The following is a 16520-nucleotide window of genomic DNA, read 5'->3' as shown; positions in this document are numbered from 1 at the left end:
AAGGCCTCCCCATGGGTTGTGTGTGCTGGATGGTCATCCACCGAAGTGACGAAGAAAGGCATCGCGATCCAGGATGCCCCAGCCCTCCAGGGCATAGTAGCCGTTTGCGCCCTCTGGTGAGCCGGGGTCTCGGATGAAGAGGATCTTCACTTTGAACTCTTGCCGGATCGAGGTCAGCTGACGCTTGACTGAGCCAGCTGGAATCCCGGTCTCACCGGCGATGTCCTGGAGCGTGGGACGCTCCAGAGCATCGATCGCTCGGATGATGGCGTACTTCCTCTCCGTGTCTCTGGGAAGGGTCGACATTGGCTCTACTCCTCGCCTTCGACGCCGAGCAGCTTCACCTCAGACACGGTAATGCGGACGGGCTCCGACTCCTTTCCATCCAGCTGCACCCAGCAGTACCCCGGCTCAGCGTCGACGCGATCGAGCAGCAACGTCCCGCTACGCTGTTGCCCCTGGACCTTGATGCTCACGACAATGCGAGCGCGGACGGGCACAGCAGGAGTCCAGTTGCCGGCCTGCTGTTGGGAAGCCTCAGGCTCTTGGGGTTTTGGCGCCTTGGCTGACGGCTGTTGAGCGGGCTTCTCGGGAGTCGGCGCCTGGCCTTTCCCCTGACCAGGGACGGGCTTTCCTGCTGCATCCCCACCGGATTCCTGGGCGCCAGGAGGTGCCGATGCTGGGGGGGCATCCCCACCACTGCTCTCGCCGCCCTCGAAGAGCCATGAGGTGTCGATGTCGCCATCCTCGCTACTCGTCTGAGTGCCATCAAGGCCCTTGAGGCCGGGCTGGTCGTCGTGTGTGCCCACGCCAGTGGTTGAGGGCGGGGGCGCCACCTCGCCGCTGACATCCGGCGAGGCCGGCAGTTGACCGTTCTTCGCCAGCTTGAGCAGTGACCGGCAGGCCTTGCGGGTGATCCCTTCTTCCATGGCCTTCTCGCAGACCGTGGCGGTTTTCTCCGGCTCCAGCTCATAGAGCTGCCTCAGGCTGTTCAAGGCCTCAGTGTCAGTGGTGATCCCCTCGTCGTAGAGGCGCTTCACGCACTCCGGGAGCTTGAGCAACGCCAGGTGCTGGGAGACATAGCCCCGAGACTTGCCCAACCGCTTGGCGACATCGATCGCCTTCCAGTTGGCATCGATGAACCTTTGCAGGCCGAGGGCAATCTCCATCGGCGTCAGGTCTTCGCGCTGGATGTTCTCGATCAGCTCCCCAGCCGTTTCCTCGAGGTCGCTCAGCTCCTTCTTGCTCACGATCGCCTCGATGGTGAGCCCGGCCAGCTTGCAAGCCCGCCAGCGGCGCTCTCCCTTCTGGATGCGATACTTCCCATCGTCGCCCTTGGGATAGACGATGATTGGCTGCTCCTGCCCGTTGACCTTGATGGACTCGGCCAGCTCCTCGATACCATTGAAGGCCTGACGAACCTGACCCTCCTTCGGGATCACTTCGTCGGTATTCAGGACCAGTACCTCCTTCGCGCCCTTGGAGCGCCGGGAGAGGCTTTGCAGGTTGTTCAGGTTACCCAGTGCCATGTCAGCCCACCTTCCTCATCAGTTCTTCGATGACCGCCCGAATCTCCTTCGCGGCCTCACGCGCCGAGGTCTTCTTGATGCTCCACACCGGCACACCATTCAAGTTCGCTACGTCGAGCTGCCCTCTGACACCCACCTCAGCCTCATACACCAGATCCGGGACCGCTTTACGCAGCTGGTCACGGGTATTCATGTCCTCCTCGAAGCCACGCTTGAGGTTGTTGATCACCATGCCGGTGTTGTCCAGCCCTGGGTTCAGCTCTTCCTGCACGCTGATGATGGTGTTCAGTAGCCCCTCAACACCGTCCAGGGCGAAGCCGCTTACCTGCACGGGGCAGATAACATGCGTCGACATGGTGAGAGCGGCCACGAGCTTGCGGCCGAGGCTCGGCGGGCAGTCGATCAGCACATAGTCATAGTGCTCGAGGATGCCGCTGGCCCTCAGATTCGCGATCGGGTGGCGCACGCAATCCAGCGGCAGCGATTCGATCTCCGACAGCTCCGGGTCATTCTTCATGGTCCAGATCAGGTCCATGCCGCGCTCGCAGCGCATGGGTTGGATCTCCTTTAGCCCCTCATCGAAGAGCCTGACGGAAGGCGTGCCGGAATAGGTGCCTTCATCACCCTGGCTGAGGCGGCTGGAGGTGTTGCCCTGGGGGTCCAGGTCAATGGCCAGGACGCGATAGCCCGCCTCCTGGAGGTAGAACACGGTCTGCAGGCAGATCGTAGATTTGCCCACGCCACCTTTCTGGTTGGCGAAGCTGATGATCTTGGTCATGGTTTCCTCGTTACCCGACCAGTAAAGACTGGTGGATGAATGGCCTGGCGGCGCCACGTCACGCAATGGCCATCGCCTGTGAAATTCCGCATGCGAAACATGCTATACCACATATAGTGTAGCGACAAGGCGCAAAAATCGAGACTACGGGCACAAAAAAAGGCCCGCGAATCGGGCCTCGGCTGAGGAGGAAAGAAAAGATCGGGCTATGCGGCGTCCTGGTGCGCCTCACCCGGATCACTGGAAGTCGTTTCGCTGGCGACAGGCAGGACCTCGCCGCCGAGAATCGCCACCAGCTGCTCGATCACCTCGAACAGCAGAGGAGCCTGGAGGTGGGCATCCGCGTCGAATTGGGCCGCTTGGTCATCGGCATCCTCTACCTTCTCCAGCAGTGCTGAGTCAAAGTCGAGCTTCTTGAGAGAGAGGTCATCTTGCAGGGTGAAGCTGAGCTGATCGGCCTTGGTGAGCGCCAGGGAGGCGCACACCCGGCCGCTCTCGAGGTGGTGCTTGATCTCATCGCAGTCGAGATCCACCTGGGCTGCCCGGATCACACCATCATCACCCGCTGAGGCCACCAGCTGGCAGGACTCTCCCAATTCCCAGCCTTCAGCGCGATCGTCTGGCTGGCGCAGCCAGGCAGTCATCACCTGGCTAGCCCGCGTTTGCGTGGCCAGAGGGGTCACCTTGAGGGAGCCCAGAGTGAGGCGTAGCAAGTCCAGGGCCTCCTCAGCCTTCTTCCGACTCCCCGAGTCGACCAACAGCCACTGGCGCCGGGTGTCGATCACGATCCAAAGCTGCTTGGTGCGCTTCGGGGCATGGGGTAGCAGCTCCTCGTAGACTTGCTCCTTGAGCAGCTGCTTCTCGCGCTTGCGTAGCGCCACACCGGTTTCTCTCTCTTGTGCCGCTGCACGCTCCTCAACCTCCTCCTTGACCGCGGCCGGCGGTAGCAGCCGCTCTTGGCGCCTGCAGCACAACATCAGGAACTGGCCGAGTACCGTGTGAACGAGCTGGTCACCGCACACAGGCGACCACCCTACCCTCTTCGCTTCCTGGCTTGAGCAAGGCCGGAAGGCCTGCTTGTCGAGTAGGGAGGCAAGATCAGAGACGGAAGGGAAAGCGGAGTGGGCTCGGTAGAGTATGGCGTTGGTAAACATGAGGGCACCTATGGATTGGGGTCATCGATAGGTAGGGGGAAGGCTGCCATTTGGTAGGAATAGCCTATAGATAACGGTATAACTCCTCCTCCCTACCGCCCATCCCCGTTAATGCGGGCGGGAAGCAGCTAGGGCCACGCCCAGGGCCTCACGAAGGAAGGTGTTGGCTGCACGGCGCCCGGCGTTATCGCGCTGGCGCTCAGGGATACCTTGAGCCGCCGCCAGCCAGCATGAGGCATAGGCGGCCAGGACCGGCTGTGCATCCCCCACACCGCCCTGCCGTAGGCAATCCAGGATGTAGCGCACGTCCTCCCTGGTGAGGGGAAGGTCATCAAGCGGTGTGAGGTCAACAGATTCATGGCTCATATGGTAGCTATACTAGACGACGTTTTCTAGCTTTAGTGTTCACGGTCGGCGCTTCCGAGATGAACCCAGTGCCCGGTTGTCGTTGCGTCCGCCTGGATCGTTTTCCGTGCTGGGTCGCCATAATTGACGATCCCATGAACAGCCTCCTCGAGGCGCCAGCGCCCATCGACTAGGGGCGCCAAGCTGACCCTGGCCAGGCCGGCAGGGAGCTTCACGGTGGAGCAGTGCTGGTGCAGGTCATCGATGTCCCCCAGCGAATCGAGGTCGATCTCATCAATCTGGTCGGTGGCCACCGCATAGACCCGGTAACGGCCATCCAGCCCCAGCTGCTCCTTGGCCACGTTGGTCATCGCCTCACCAAAGGCCTCCTGAGCCGGTTCGTGCTGCTCTTTCATCGCTGGCCGCCCTCGTCAGGCACCTTCCGGGCTCTGCTGTCCGTCATGTGACAAAGCCGCCGGCCGTCGACCCACACCTCCCGGAAGATCCCCTCTGGCGTGAAGACGCCCACCCGGACATCCAGGGGCTCCTCGAAGTAGGCGGAAGCGGCGCTTTGCGACTCATCGAAGAAAGGATCTGGACGGATCGCCATCACCACAGCCGTCTGCTGGGCTATCGGGGCGACCTTGTTCTTCATGCCCCACTTCCAGGTCACCCTATCCTTCACCTTGAACCGCTCGACTGAGGGCTCCTCGTTGAGCAGATCCCGAGCCAGAGCCAATGTCGCCTGGGTCACGGCCGGGCTGTCGGCCGCGGCCGGCGCCTGGCTCTCCGATTGATCTCTGTTGCCTCCGAACAGCTTTGCCAGCGAGGCTGTCCAGCCCTGCTTGTCATGTGTCATGCCTGGCTCCCGGGGTTCTTGCGTGAAAGGCCTACGGCAACAGCCACGCCGAGCAGCGTCCAGGCTGCCAGCAAAGTGAAGCCGAGGTGGATGAAGGCGCCATACGGCGGGCCTACCTTGACCGCCACAAAGAGCGTGCCGCCGAACGCGATGAACCAGCGAAGCCAGTATTCAGCCGCTCGGTTCGCGATCCAGCGTGCCTGTTCAAGGGTCAGCTGATGGCGCAACCAACGCCAAGGGTAGATGGTGCGCTCGCCCCTTCCTCGCCGTACCTGCACCGGCTGGCGCGGGAAGACCCGATTCACCTCGAACTGCGGAAAGAAGAACTCAACCGTGCGACGCACGCTGCCTACTGGCGGGCTGTCAGGCTGTGGCTGTGACATAAGGCTCTCCTAGTGAAGCGCCCGGCCGCCTCTCGCGAGGCTGGCTGGGCGCAGGCAACATGGCACGATGTTACAGGCTACGGATCTGTTCGGCAGTCAGCGCTCCCCGGCGGATTCGCGGGGTGCCATCCTCATCTTGATAGATGGTGGTCGGGGTCGAGGTGATTCCGGCCTGGCGCACGATCTGGCTGTTCTGCGACACGATCTCCATGGCGCCCGGGGTGGTGGTCAGGTCTGAGACCTCGCCACGCTTCAGGGCCTCCATCAGTGCAAGCGGCTCATCAGATTCCACGATGCCGGCCGCCTCGACCAGAGACTGCTCGCCAAGGTAACCCACCGGCACCCAGCGGATCGTGACCTCATCCAGAACCTCCCGGGACGCATCGTGCATGCGGGTGCAGAACGGGCATTGGGTGTCGTACACCACGTACAACACCTTGTCGCCGGTCCCCTCCTCGGCATAGAACGGGACGCTCTCCATCAGCTCGAAGCCATTGGCCTCCTCTTCAGCACTGAAGCCGCTGTTACCTGCCGCCTGAGGCTGCTGGCCGGGCATCTGCGCCTGAGGCAGGCCGCCCATGTGCTCCTCGATGTGCTGCTGGGTGATGTTCATGCCCCCCTCGCCAAGGATCATGCCGATGAAGGCGTGACGGCCATCCTCGGTGGTATAGAGCACGTTGGTGTCCGTCTCGACGCTGACGACATAGCCATTGATGCCCTCGATGCCGGTCTCGAACTGCTTGTCCACCGTTGCGTCGGGGATGCCCAGGTCGGCGATCGCCTTCGGCAGTGCGATGTTGCCGGCATCCTGCTGCTGGGCGTGAGCGGCGCCAGCCATCAGGGAAGAGGCCAGGGTAACGGCAGTGGCGATCAGAGTGGTGCGCTTCATGTTGGCTCCTTGAGCTTCTGTTGGCGCCAGCCACGTGGCTGGCGTGATACTGCCATGCGGCCGCCTGGCCACATGTCGATTCCAATACCGCTGCGTCAGGGCAGCAGCTCCTCAATGTCCGCTTGTCCGCGGGTCTCCAGTCGTGTCCGGGCATCTTGGTTGGCACGGCTGACAAGCTCTCGAGCCTCCTCATAGAGGCTCGAGGCGCTGTAGTTGGTATCGGCTGGCCGATCAATCGAGGTGTCGATCGTCGGTGCATCGGTGGGCAGCCCCAGGTCGCGCAGCACGCTGTCGGTGATGTCGGGCAGGTTGCCTTCCAGGACAGCGGCCTGCCTGACGATCACCACGGCACCCCCGGCCGCCTCTTCAATGGCTGGCCTCACACCCCGGTCGACCCGCGCCAGCGTGGAAACCGCCGCATCGCTTTCTTGCGAGGTGCCTAGCAGCTCGCTCGCCGCTGCCCGGCGGGCATTGACGTACTTGGCGGTGTCGAAGGTGACGACTTGTGGCGCCTGCTCCACAGCAGCTTTCCACGGCAAACTGACCGGCAGCATCGTCACGGCGAAGGCGATGGCGCCGAGCACGCCGCCCGCCACCGGGAGCACCTGGGCCAGGCGGTGAGCTGGCGCGGGGGAGGAGGTGGTTTCCTGATCTGTGTCGCTCATGGGGTGCCCTTCGTTTACGCATGAAAAAGCCCCAAGGCATGCCAAGGGGCTGTTGAATCAACAAGTTAGAACGGAATTTCTCCGTCTTGGTCGTCATCATTACCGTTGCCGTTCGCAGCAGAACGGGGGTCACGCAGGATGCGGCACACATCAACCATCAGGTTGGTGTAGACCGTGCCGTTATCCGCCTTGCGCATGGACAACTGACCTTCGACAAACACGAGCTGGCCCCGCATCAGTCGATCTTTCATCACCTCGGCGAACCGGCCGCCAAGAATGCAGTTCAGCCACATGGGCTCGTCAGTAGACTTCTTGGCCATGTTGACGCCGAAACGGACGTAGGTTTTGCCATTGCCGTTCTGACGCACTTCTGGCTGACCGATGTGGCCGATCTGGAAAGTCTTACCGTGCATGATCTAACTCCTCTCTCTCATTCCCACCGATATGGGTCTCGATGGGAGATAGGGGCGGCACTGACACTAACGGCCGTGGCAGGCGGCAGGGCATGAAAAAGCCCCCTGACTCAATGAGTCGAGGAGGCTGAGAATCACCGCGAAGGGTGACGTGCGACCTTGGCGCGTGGCTGCAGGAAGCGCCACTGGGCAAGGTTGGACAGGAACGTGCTCTGGAAGAAGCGCTTGGTGAAGCTCACCACGAACGTGTCCTGTTCCTCGATAGCCTGGAGGGTGTCCTGGCGATGCAAGCCCGGGTCGGGGCGTCGCACCTGGATGACGGTGCCATCCTCGGTGGAGAAGGCGAACCCATCCAACTCGTTCAGCGCGAACACCTCGAAGGCGACGTTGCCATCGTCGCCTATCGCCGCGATCTCTCGCGGTGTTGGCTGGCGCCAGCTGCGGCCGGCTTCACGGGGGAGCACAAAGCGCCCGCCGTGCTGCGGGTCGGCGGCAAACGCCAGCTCGTCGGGCTCGAGCGCATTCATGTCTAGCCCGCCGAACTCACGGCCGAAGGCCAGGGCATCCTCTTGGTTCACGATCAGCTCGATATTCATTGCTCTCTCCTCTCATTCCTGCGGGTGCAGGTCTCATGAGGAGATAGGGGGCGGTCTGCCATACGGGATGCTCCGGCGCAGCCCAGGTTTTGTTTCGCATGCGGAACAAATCGTGCCGTTTCGGAGGCGCGTCAGCGCCGGTAGGATGTGCCCCTTGGGAAGCGCCGCTGACGGGGCGAGGAGGTCCGCTGGCGCCGAAGTGACTGGAGACGAGGGCCAGCCCATGGATAGCCACGAAAAACTGCTGCAGGAGCTTCAGGAGCTGAACCTCGCCTTGCTGCTCCACATCCGGCGCCAGCTGGAGGACGGCTGCCCACCAGAGACCCTGCACCTCAGTCCTGACATGGCCACGCTGCTGGTCGAAACACCAACCGAACAGCTGGTTCGGTTGTGCAGCATCAACCAATCGCTCTTCTGGCCATCGGTCGAGCTGCTGCGTGAGGCGATCCAGCGCGAGGTTCCACGGGCCAGCGTGAAGGACCAACTGCTCTGCGAAGCCTCTGAAGAAGAGAAAACCCCCAAGGCTCGTAGAGCGCAAGGGGGTAGGTGAATCAAACAGGCTGGACTGAGCAGCGTGTCACGACGGTCTGCGGAATCCCGCGGTACTCGCCGTGTTCCTTCACACGCCCCTTCAGCTTCACCTTGGTCTCCTCGATCGCCTTGCCAGTCTTCCAGACCAGCTGACGGCCATCGGTGTCGCAGAAGATGTGCTTCCACATCAGCCCCCACCTCGTCTCCGAGGAGAAGGACCGCTTGCGTTCGCACACCAGCTCCAGGCGTTCACCCGGGTCGCCGGCATAGCCCAGGGCCAGAAGCCCCTCCAAGCCAGCCGTCTGCTCCTTGTAGCGGTCGTAGGCGGTGATCGCTGCAGTCATCACCCCGACACCGCGCCTGAGGCCAACCATGTCGAAGCGGGCATGATGCACGATCATCGACTCGAACTCGGAGTGGTCGGCTTTCGCCGGCAGCACCTCCCGAGCCCAGGCGATAACGGCATCCGCTTTCGCGACATCCTCAGACTCAAACGCCGCCATGCCCTTGCGGCGCATCACGCTTGAGCGCGTCATCTCACCGACGATCTCAGCGGTGGCCAGATCCCCGGTTTCCTCGGCTCGCGTTCGCGAGACGAATCCCCGCTTGCGGATCTGCATGGCAGCGGCGCACATGAGCCAGCGAAGGTCGACCACCGGCTCAGGCGGCCTGCCTCCCTGCACGCCCCCGTCCTCGTCGATCTCCTCGATCATGTTGATCACCGAGAACAGGACCTGAGCACGCCGGAGCATGGCATCGCCTCCCTGGCGGCCGAGGAAGTCCTTGAGGCACGTCTTGCCTACCTCCAGGATCTTGCCGGTCGCCATTTCCTCCAGGAGGAACAGCCAACGACGCTCACGCGGCTGATGGCAATGATCGCAGTGCCCTGTTGCCTCGCCCGACCGGTACGGCTCGGGAAGACGATCATAGGCCCATGCCAGGGGGGTGACTCTGACAGCCTCAGCGGCAGCCATGTCGACCCTGGCGATCAGCCGGTAGCCATCAATCTGAGGTGGCTCACCGGTGATGCGCACCTTCACTGCTCGGATGGTCTCCTCGCGGTGATAGCCGATCTTGTCCTCGAGGTCGAGGATCTGCCGCGTCCAAGGCTTCACAGCCTCTTCAAGCACTTCGATGTTGAACGGCTCCATGCCGAGCTTTGCTGCCTTGCGATCCAGCGCCTCCACCTTTGCCTTGAGCGCCGGCAGGTGGCACTTCGGAATCCAGCAGGTGGTGTTGCTGTTCTGGGTCATCATGTCGGTCTCTCCTCTCTCATTCCTGCGGGTGCAGGTCTCAGTGAGAGGTAGGGCATGTATTGACGCTGCGAGGGCTCCGCCTGCCGCGGCCGGCATAGGTGGGGATGCTGCAGAGGGCAGGAGACAGAAAGCCCCATGCTGAGATCAGCGATGGGGCCGGGGAAGGTAGCATAACGGCGAGTGAGGTCAGTCTCTATCACGCCGCCGGAAGATCACGATCGCCCAGAGGGCGGGAGCCGCTGAGATGATGATCCACCCCTGGGCGCCGGGCCAATCAATCGTGCCTGAGACGCCTGGGTGCAGGCTGGCAAGCATGGCCACTACCGTCATCAGGGCAGCTACAGTCAGACCATAGAGAGATCCCCAGGCCAGGCCACGTAGCGCTGCAGTGGTGATGCAGTCAAAGCGGTTGATGCGAGATGCCATATCACGTTCCTCTCTCATGCCCGCGGGATTGCAGGCCTCACCGATAGATAGGGCGGGGAGTGACAGAAGCGTAGACGCTCATGGCGCAGGTGTGGATGTTGCAGGGCTGGCGGCCGGGCGCCGCCAGCTGGCCAGATCACTTCTTGACGATAAACAGCTGAGGCTCGCCCTTCTCAAAGACCATCGGCGGTGTGCGGTGCTTCCGGCTGGGGGCCAGGTAGGCGAAGAACCACTCCGGCATCCGCGCTGAAATCTGCGCGGCCAGCAGGGGGCGAAGCGCCGCCGCGTCGTCCGGCACTCTCAGGACAAACCGCGGGTAGCGGGTCTTGTGGGTGGCTGTAAAGGGGTGAACCTGGCCTTCTCCGCCGATTGCCAGAGGTGCCTGACCAGGGGATCTAGGGCGAACCGGGATCTGCAAGCTCGCCAAGCACATATCCCGGAAACTCTCGACCTCCTCCCGGCTGGGGCATCCGACCTCAGGGTTGATCAGGAACATACCGGCGCCTTCTCGGCCGCTCCTCTGGAACCGAACGGCTGGATCGTCTCCCGGATTATCACCGTGGGGCTCAAGCTCCAAGGCATCACTGGCACCGGCCAGGGCCTCGATGTATAGCGAGAGCACTAGCTCTACTGCCTCGTCACGGGTCTCAGCCTCTTCGATCGGCACAAAGAAAAAAGCACTGCTCCTCTCCATCGTCCCGGGTGGCGCCAGCAACGCACTCGCCAGCCCAAGGCCAATCGCGCCACCTGCCGACAGGCCCAGGCCCTGCGAGCTACTGAGCGCCAGAGAGGCACCAAAAGCATCGGAGACCGTAGACGTAGCCACCGCATACTCATCCGCCGACACGGCCCGGTCCCTGGCCTGATAGAGCCCACCCGCCCTGGCCAGGTTATAGGCACGGCTATTGCTCTCGCTGTAGTTGATGTCTCCCGTAGGCCTGTCCAGGGACGAACACCCGCTGAGTAGCGCTGCTGAGGCGAGCGCTGCAACCAGCAGTCGTGATTTCATAAGCCATCTCCAGTTCCGTGAGTCGGATTTATCGGCGCGAGCACCACTGGCCTTGAACGGAAAAAGCCCCATGCCAGGAAAGGCAGAGGGGGCTTGAATGGTTATGCGAGCAGTTCAGCATCGTTGAGATGCTGAGGGGTCAGCCGAACATAGCTAGCTGATCCTTCGGGCCTGAAGACGTTACGCCGCCGAGGCAGTTCCACCTTGGTGAACGTGTCAGCTTCAAGACCACCGACGAACCGTACCGTGTACGGTAGCTTGATGCGATCCCCCGCCTTCAGCCGAGAGCGCTTCTTCTTCGCCTCGGCATGCTGGAGGCACCGGTCTCGCCACGCCTGAGCCCATTCCGCCGAGGTCTCCGAGAAGATGCCCATGCGGACAAGCTCTTCAGTCGGCGTCAGCAGCAACAGGATGCCGATAGGACACTGGGACTCATTCGGCCCCATGCTCTCGTCCATCGACTTGTAGCAGAACTCACCCTGCATGCTGCTCGTCTTGACGACCGCCCCGAGGGTGAAGATCACCGGTGGCTCGTCATCCGAGTCACCTCGCTTGGTGATCCTGACCGCGGCGTAGTAGGTCGAGCCAACGAAGGTCGACTTCAGCACGATATGGGAGCCATCCGCGCTGGAGTAGTTGTCGTCCAGGTAGGCTTTCTTGTCGGCCGGCATCGGGATGCACAGTGTACCCATAGTCTTTCTCCTCTCTCATACCTGCTGGATTGCAGGCCTCGATAGGAGATAGGGAGGGCAGTGACGCCAAAAAGTGGGGGTGTTTCGCATGCGAAACACCCCCACTGCCTCACTCAGCGCAAAGATCAGGTCTCGCAGCTTCACTTTTTAAGGTGCAGTCCGCTGCAATGCCTCCCGCAGTGCTTCTAAATCATCCAGGTCTAATGGCTCACCCACGCTCCCCTCCTCCGTCACGATGCAGTAACGCCCGCCATCGCGTGTTAGAAACAGCACTTTGCCGTAGTGCTCCGGCGTATGACGGGCTTTTCGACTGGCGTCCTTGAGGTCGTGCTTGGTTTCGACCAATCGTTGAATTGGATCGGCACCATCGACGTGAGAAAGGCACACTACAAAGTCGGGATAGAAGAAGTTGCGATGTTCGCCCCGCACCAGGCGAACGGAATAGGGTTTCTTATCTGGATTACGAAACCACCATGCCACGAAGCTGGCTCGGTCCAGGGCCTGGGCGAAACGCAGCTCATCGGGGTTGAGAGCAAACGTGCTGTCAAAGCGTCCAGTGCGCACCATTGCACCGCTCTCCCCCATGCGCCACTGTTTGTCTTGCAGTAATTCGCGATCTTCCAGCAGTGTGGACTGCTCCAACCCCAGCAGATCATCTTTTGTTGGGGGTAATATTCCGTAGAGATTCTTGCTTGAGGGTGGCAAAGCAACGGCTGTTGGAAACAGCATCATGTCTGGCAATGGTGCAGCGTCTAGCGTGTCTGCTTGAGAAGCGATTTCCTCGTGCAACGCCTCCTCGATCTGAGTGATATGGGCGCGGATTAGCCAACAGGCAGCCGTTCGCGCCATTCGCCGCAATTCCTTGTCCTCCACCATGCTGTCCGCGTCTTCCAAAGCCTCGCTGAGTCTCGGGGTGATCCGGCTTGCCATAAGCTCGATGAGAATACGGCGATCCGCCTCCTCAAACTGCGGTAGCCGCTTCATGGCGGCATTGGCTTCGGCGGCAATCCGATTGCGGTCGATGATGATGCTCACTTTGCCATCAACCACTGTGCGACGGGTCAGTTCGGTACGCCGCTCGGTTTCCTGCAACTTCCCTCGGACGGCCAGCAACGCATTGCGCTGGTGGCTCTCTTGCAGCACAAGGCGTATCGCTATACGCCGAACAATGGCTTCCATGTCCAGGGCATCAGGCCGGCGCTCCCGTTTCAGAGCATTCGGTACGCTCTGCATGTCCTGGCGCAAAGGGTAGAGCGTTATCCCACGTGCTTTCATGGTCCCTTCCCACTCGTCACGTGACGCTGCACTCTCCGGGCGAGGTCGAGCTTCCTTCTGCTCGATAGGCGCCAGCTCATCAAGCTCATCCAGCTCGCCATCAAGGAACAGGGATGATGTTTCACCCCCCGTCGGCTCTGGGCCAGGCCGGTTGACATCACTCTCTTGATCTTGTGGCTGGCGCACCGTCCCCTGCGGTAGTGGCAGTCGCGGAGTCAGCGGCGGCTGGCTTGTCGGCTGGTTGGTATAGGTCGTGGCGCCAGACCGGGTAGTCCGCACGCTCATTTTTTCGACTTGGCCTTCCAGCTGGGTCTGCACGGCATCGGTCAACTGCACCGCTTGCTGGAATCCTTGTTGCGCAGCGGCGTTGGCCAGGTAAACGTAAGCGGTGTTGAGTTCTGCAGGTATGTCCTTGTAATGGGTGTAGCTGGCGCGGACTTGCCTGGATACGCGCATCACTCGACCAATGAACTGCATCGCAAAGTCACTATCGTTGACCGTTTTGGTGGATGCCAGCACAAACGCACGAGGCGCATCGAAGCCGGTGCCCGCCGACTGTTTAAAAATGAGCACTTCCTTGGTGGTGTCGTTGGCGATGGCATCCATCAGTTGCGGGTCTGGCTTATCCGCCGAGTGTTTGCCTATGGCCTGGGGCGGAATCTTGCACAACTCAATTAGATCGCGCTCCGCCTGATCGATGGCGTCGGGGCCATTTTCCACTTGCACCAGCAATAGTGGCGACAGCGGAATACCCGCGTTGGAAAGCGCCAGCTTGATCGCCTTATTGCGAAGCCACGCCTGACGTAACACGGTTCGCTTGAGGTCAGCGACGGTCGCCGTGGATTCGCGAAGATCGTAGACAACAGCCTCTATGTACGCCTTGTTCAAACGTGCCTTTACCACATCTTCCCGGCTGACATTGAACGACTCAAAGCTACTCATCTGGGCACTAGCCAGGAACTGTGTAATTCTGTCGCTCTTTGGAGTCGCAGTGGCCAACATCAAATATTGCGGATTAAGCCATGCCACGAACTTCCCAAACTCCGTTGCGTGGTCGAGCGCAATATGGGCTTCATCCACCACCACACCCAGCTGTAGATTGTTCGCCCGTGCCAATGCCACAAACTCGGCGGCAGTACGCTCTTGTTCGCCGCCGTTGGCGTGATAATTCAACTTGCGCCAGGCCGCACGTGACACTCCCTGGGTGGTCGAGATGAGCACTTGCCCAGCGGCAGGATCTTGGTTGAGGCCATTGCTAAAAAGCACAGGCGACAGGTCGCCAGCATTGGAAATCACTGCATCCAGTGTTTGGTTGACCAAATTGACAAAGGGCACGAACCAGAGCCATACGACGCTTTGCTCATTACTGACATTTCCCAGAACCTTGGTCAGCATGAATGTTTTACCGGAACCGGTGGGAGCCCTCAGTAAACAAGGCGGTGGTTGTGTCTGTAACAGCTTGGCTGTCATCCCTTCGATAAGCCCTTGCTGAAACACCTCAGGAACAAGGGTAAATCCTTGTGGTGTGCTGACATCGAGCAGCATGGAGGTCATTGGGCCACCTCCGCATCCAGGGGCGAGGTGGTTGCAATATCTCTCTGACGTGCCATTTGACCCCAACGCAATGCATCTTCCAGTGAATACGCTGCAACTTCGATGCCGGAAGTATCACACACCTCCTGTAGCCGCTCGGGCCGATCAGTGTAGACAACCAAGCGACTGGCTCCAAGATCAGATAAGGATGCAATCGAATCATCAGTCAATGCTGGGCATACCACAATGGCGGCATGTTCATCGATCACCACTGGCCATGCCGGCTGACTCATGTCTGGCTGTCGGATTCTGCCAGTCTCCCGAATGCAAAGGATGGCGTAGGCATGTTCGGGAGTAGCATCAAACAGAAGATCGGCCTCCTCCAACAACGTCAGCGTCAGATAGGCAAAATCGCCTCCCAGGCCCTCGGTTTTGCCATACCCGTTGATAACGCGGCGAATGCGCTCGGCGCACACATCGCGGCACAGATTTTTGGCCGGCTCCTTCGGCGTTGCCTCGGTGCTCGAACACAAAATGAACTTTCGATTTCCGCCATCCTCCGCATTCAGTGCCAGCACGGCATGGCCCGTGGTTCCAGAACCAGCGAAAAAGTCCAGAACCGTATCTCCAGGTCGAGCTGTCTGGGTAAGAAGGTTCTTAATCAGAGAGATAGGCTTCGGGAATGGGAACGCATTGAAGCCCATAACTTCGTTCACTGAATGCTCACCAGTCCCGCTACGCTGGGAAACCAAGCCAATAGTAAACTCATCCAGAGCCTCAACCTCACTTGCCCCTCGTATCCAGCTGGACAATGGGCGCACTTCACTTTGCAGATCGATTACGTGTCTCTTGAACCAGGGCCTCCCAAATCCAACTGGCTTTCCTACCCAGAAATCAAGATCAGGGAGGCTTTCGGTAAGAAGTGGCGTTTTTGTCTTGGGGCGTATAGGAACGTCATTTCGCTTGATTGCGTCAAGGAGCTCTTCCTTGGTATCCCACACTTCTACTCTCTCTGAAGCAGGGTCGGGAAAAATAACCTTTTCCTCGCGAATATACTGCTCCATTGTTTTAGCTCGGAGCTTTGACGTATCTTTAACTATATTCTCTGATGCAAAAGCCCAAACACGGCTTGGGTTACATGGATACCAGACGCCTGTTGCGGGATTCTGGATCGGATAATATCCATTCCTCCGCTCAAGATAGGTATGCGATTTAGTTAAATCTCCAGTCTTCCAAGGGCCACGAGGATCGTCATCAGGGTTTTTGTACTGTGATAAGTCCTTATACTCACCAGAGAAGGCAAAAGACTGATTTGCGTAAACCAAAACATGTTCGTGGTCGTTAGATAGTCGAGCGCCTGTCTCATCATTAGAACCGGAGCGAGTCTTCCACACAAAACTGCCAACCCTCCTTCCCGGCATCACCTCATCCATCATCAACTCAAGACGTGACCTGTTATCGTCGTTAATGCAGATCATGATCACCCCATCAGGAGTTAGTAGGTCACGCGCCAAAACCATGCGCTGGTACATGAACTCAAGCCAGGTTGAGTGCTTCCAGCGGTCGTCCTTTTTCATGTAGCTGTCGTTATAGACCCAATCCTTATTGCCGGTGTTGTATGGAGGGTCAATCAGGATCACCCGTATCTTGCCTGCATGGGTGGCCTTGAGCATGCGCAGAGAGTCGAAATTGTCTCCCTCGATGATGAAATTGCCGCTGGCGCCAGCGTCATCTAGCAAGGACTGGTCTGCCACTAACTCAGGGAAAACCATGTTCTCGTTAAGAGCAGCATCACGTTCGATAAGGTCAGCCTCCCACACAAGTCCTAATTTCTTGCGGGTAAGCTCTTGGACCAGATAGCGCTTCATCTCCTGGGGCGTAAGCGTTTCCAGCCGCGCCAGAAGATCGGATGTGGTCTGCTTGCTCATGGTCGCTCCCTTATCGTATGCCTTCGCCGCGCTGCTCTGCTCTCGCCGGGCAATCACGGTGAAAAAGTGTTGCTCGCATTGTCGCAGAAACCCAGCACTCTCGGCAGACCCGTGTCCATACGGAACGGGCTGACTGCTCCTCGAGCGAGGGTTCACGCGGCTTTTTGCTGGCACCTACCCAGAGCTGATAGGCCTACATAGGACTTGAGGAGAGAGCGCCTGACATTCCTGCGAGCCCAGGTATCAAGAGGAAGCAGTG

Annotated in this window: 18 protein-coding genes; 1 reads left to right on the top strand and 17 read right to left on the bottom strand. The window is 60.0% G+C overall.

The features are described from left to right. Positions 1–33: 33 nt before the first annotated feature. The 11 genes from GFD32_RS04370 to GFD32_RS04320 form a co-directional block, all read right to left on the bottom strand. Complete coding sequence (locus GFD32_RS04370; protein WP_163575349.1) at positions 34–306, bottom strand: helix-turn-helix domain-containing protein; 273 nt, start codon at positions 304–306, stop codon at positions 34–36. Positions 307–311: 5 nt separating this feature from the next. Then, positions 312–1529, bottom strand: a complete 1218-nt coding sequence (locus GFD32_RS04365) for a ParB/RepB/Spo0J family partition protein (protein WP_163575348.1) — start codon at positions 1527–1529, stop codon at positions 312–314. 1 nt (position 1530) lies between these two features. Continuing rightward, positions 1531–2307, bottom strand: a complete 777-nt coding sequence (locus tag GFD32_RS04360; protein WP_163575347.1) for a ParA family protein — start codon at positions 2305–2307, stop codon at positions 1531–1533. 206 nt (positions 2308–2513) lie between these two features. Beyond that, positions 2514–3461, bottom strand: a complete 948-nt coding sequence (locus tag GFD32_RS04355; protein ID WP_163575346.1) for a recombination-associated protein RdgC — start codon at positions 3459–3461, stop codon at positions 2514–2516. Between the two features lie 398 nt (positions 3462–3859). Beyond that, positions 3860–4222: a hypothetical protein gene (locus GFD32_RS04350; protein WP_163575345.1), complete on the bottom strand. Its 363-nt coding sequence runs from the start codon at positions 4220–4222 to the stop codon at positions 3860–3862. Beyond that, positions 4219–4665 carry a hypothetical protein gene (locus tag GFD32_RS04345; protein ID WP_163575344.1) on the bottom strand — a complete coding sequence of 149 codons (447 nt, stop codon included), beginning with the start codon at positions 4663–4665 and terminating at the stop codon, positions 4219–4221. Before GFD32_RS04345 ends, GFD32_RS04350 begins: the two co-directional genes overlap by 4 nt. Further along, the gene (locus GFD32_RS04340) at positions 4662–5048 is read right to left on the bottom strand and encodes a hypothetical protein (protein ID WP_163575343.1); all 387 of its coding nucleotides are present in this window, start codon (positions 5046–5048) and stop codon (positions 4662–4664) included. The genes GFD32_RS04345 and GFD32_RS04340 overlap by 4 nt, the downstream gene beginning before the upstream one ends. 70 nt (positions 5049–5118) lie before the next feature. Beyond that, entirely contained in the window at positions 5119–5937 is an 819-nt protein-coding gene (locus GFD32_RS04335; RefSeq protein WP_163575342.1) for a thioredoxin fold domain-containing protein, read from the bottom strand. A gap of 95 nt (positions 5938–6032) precedes the next feature. Next, positions 6033–6602 carry a hypothetical protein gene (locus tag GFD32_RS04330; protein ID WP_163575341.1) on the bottom strand — a complete coding sequence of 190 codons (570 nt, stop codon included), beginning with the start codon at positions 6600–6602 and terminating at the stop codon, positions 6033–6035. A gap of 65 nt (positions 6603–6667) precedes the next feature. Then, entirely contained in the window at positions 6668–7015 is a 348-nt protein-coding gene (locus GFD32_RS04325) for a single-stranded DNA-binding protein (RefSeq protein ID WP_163575340.1), read from the bottom strand. Between the two features lie 134 nt (positions 7016–7149). Further along, complete coding sequence (locus tag GFD32_RS04320; RefSeq protein WP_163575339.1) at positions 7150–7611, bottom strand: hypothetical protein; 462 nt, start codon at positions 7609–7611, stop codon at positions 7150–7152. A gap of 223 nt (positions 7612–7834) precedes the next feature. Here GFD32_RS04320 and GFD32_RS04315 point away from each other — a divergent pair, with 223 nt between their 5' ends. Then, positions 7835–8161: a flagellar transcriptional regulator FlhD gene (locus GFD32_RS04315; protein WP_163575338.1), complete on the top strand. Its 327-nt coding sequence runs from the start codon at positions 7835–7837 to the stop codon at positions 8159–8161. Position 8162: 1 nt separating this feature from the next. Here the strand turns inward: GFD32_RS04315 and GFD32_RS04310 are convergent, their stop codons facing one another. From GFD32_RS04310 to GFD32_RS04285, 6 genes are all read right to left on the bottom strand, one after another. Continuing rightward, positions 8163–9398 (bottom strand): hypothetical protein, encoded by a 1236-nt coding sequence (locus GFD32_RS04310; protein WP_163575337.1) that lies wholly within the window; start codon positions 9396–9398, stop codon positions 8163–8165. A gap of 186 nt (positions 9399–9584) precedes the next feature. Further along, positions 9585–9824, bottom strand: coding sequence for a hypothetical protein (locus GFD32_RS04305; protein WP_163575336.1), 240 nt, complete (start codon positions 9822–9824; stop codon positions 9585–9587). Positions 9825–9960: 136 nt separating this feature from the next. Further along, positions 9961–10833: a hypothetical protein gene (locus GFD32_RS04300; protein ID WP_163575335.1), complete on the bottom strand. Its 873-nt coding sequence runs from the start codon at positions 10831–10833 to the stop codon at positions 9961–9963. A 101-nt stretch (positions 10834–10934) separates the two neighbouring features. Continuing rightward, positions 10935–11525 carry a DUF6927 domain-containing protein gene (locus tag GFD32_RS04295; RefSeq protein WP_163575334.1) on the bottom strand — a complete coding sequence of 197 codons (591 nt, stop codon included), beginning with the start codon at positions 11523–11525 and terminating at the stop codon, positions 10935–10937. A gap of 147 nt (positions 11526–11672) precedes the next feature. Next, positions 11673–14354, bottom strand: coding sequence for a DEAD/DEAH box helicase (locus tag GFD32_RS04290; RefSeq protein WP_163575333.1), 2682 nt, complete (start codon positions 14352–14354; stop codon positions 11673–11675). Beyond that, positions 14351–16261, bottom strand: coding sequence for a site-specific DNA-methyltransferase (locus tag GFD32_RS04285; RefSeq protein WP_163575332.1), 1911 nt, complete (start codon positions 16259–16261; stop codon positions 14351–14353). Before GFD32_RS04285 ends, GFD32_RS04290 begins: the two co-directional genes overlap by 4 nt. Positions 16262–16520 lie beyond the last annotated feature (259 nt).

It is taken from the genome of Halomonas faecis (assembly GCF_010993975.1).
In the GTDB taxonomy this organism is placed as follows: domain Bacteria; phylum Pseudomonadota; class Gammaproteobacteria; order Pseudomonadales; family Halomonadaceae; genus Halomonas; species Halomonas faecis.
The sequence above is the reverse complement of the archived record's forward strand: the minus strand, read 5'-3'. Positions and strand labels throughout refer to the sequence as shown.